This is a genomic window from Thermodesulfobacterium thermophilum DSM 1276 (assembly GCF_000421605.1).
In the GTDB taxonomy this organism is placed as follows: domain Bacteria; phylum Desulfobacterota; class Thermodesulfobacteria; order Thermodesulfobacteriales; family Thermodesulfobacteriaceae; genus Thermodesulfobacterium; species Thermodesulfobacterium thermophilum.
The window spans coordinates 1-1,110 of record NZ_ATXI01000045.1; the positions used below are offsets into that span (position 1 = coordinate 1).

Annotated in this window: 1 protein-coding gene; it reads left to right on the forward strand. The window is 43.3% G+C overall.

The window, feature by feature from the left end:
* Positions 1–1,001 (forward strand): 4Fe-4S binding protein (locus tag H529_RS0109465; protein ID WP_022856244.1); only part of this gene is annotated, 1,001 nt, incomplete at its 5' end.
* Positions 1,002–1,110 lie beyond the last annotated feature (109 nt).

The window sequence follows — 1,110 nt, forward strand, 5'->3', positions numbered from 1 at the left end:
TCAAGGTAAAGGTAGGGTCTGTGATCTTGGCAACAGGTTTTAAACCGATGGAAAAACATCATTTTAAAGAATATTCTCCTAACTGTCCAGATGTGGTCACTGCTATGGAATTTGAACGTATTCTTTCTCCTACAGGGCCTACGGAGGGGCAGCTTAAAAGACTTTCTGACGGACAAAAACCAAAGAAAATGGCTTTTATAGCCTGTGTAGGAAGTAGAGACGAAAGATATCACAGCTACTGTTCTAAGGTTTGTTGTATGTATATCATGAAACATGCAAGGATTCTCAAGGAGAAGTATCCAGACATAGACCTATATCTTTTCTTTATAGATGTGAGGACAGCAGGAAAGGATTTTGAGGAATTTTATGTTTACACCAAGAAGCTTGGAGCCAAGGTGATAAGGGGAGGAAGGGTTTCAGCGGTAGATGTAAAACCAGATGGAAAGTTAAGGGTAAGGGCATATGACAATGACCTTTGCAGTCCGGTAGAGGTGGATGTAGACATGGTGGTTTTGGCAACAGCAATTGAGCCAGGGCCAGACACAGAGAAACTTGGAAGGATCTTTAGTGCCAGCTGTGGTAGAGAAGGATTTATCAGAGAAGTTCACACCAAACTTTATCCAGTAGAAACTTCTGCTAAAGGTGTATTTATCGCAGGATGTGTGCAGGGGCCCAAGGATATTCCAGAATCTATCGCTCAATCAAGGGCTGCTTCTTCTGCAGCTGCTGCATTAGTGTTGCCAGGTAAAATCAGATTTGAGGCTATATCTGCCGAGGTGATAAGGGACAAGTGTAGTAGTTGTGGGGTGTGTGTGCAGCTTTGTCCATATAACGCGATAGTACTTGAGGAGTATAACGGGGTTTATAAGGCCAAGGTTGAGCCAGCCCTTTGTGCAGGATGTGGAACCTGTGCTTCTGCCTGTCCTTCCAGAGCCATCGTTTTCCATGGATTTACTACCGAGCAGATAATAGAGCAGATTAGAGCCATAACGGTTGATTAATAAAAGAAAGAAACCAAAGGGGGTAGGATAATGGAGAAGGAAGTGAATGTTATAAAGTTAGACGAGGAGTTTATGAAGGAGTTTTGGGAAGAGCTTGAGGCGATGGGGA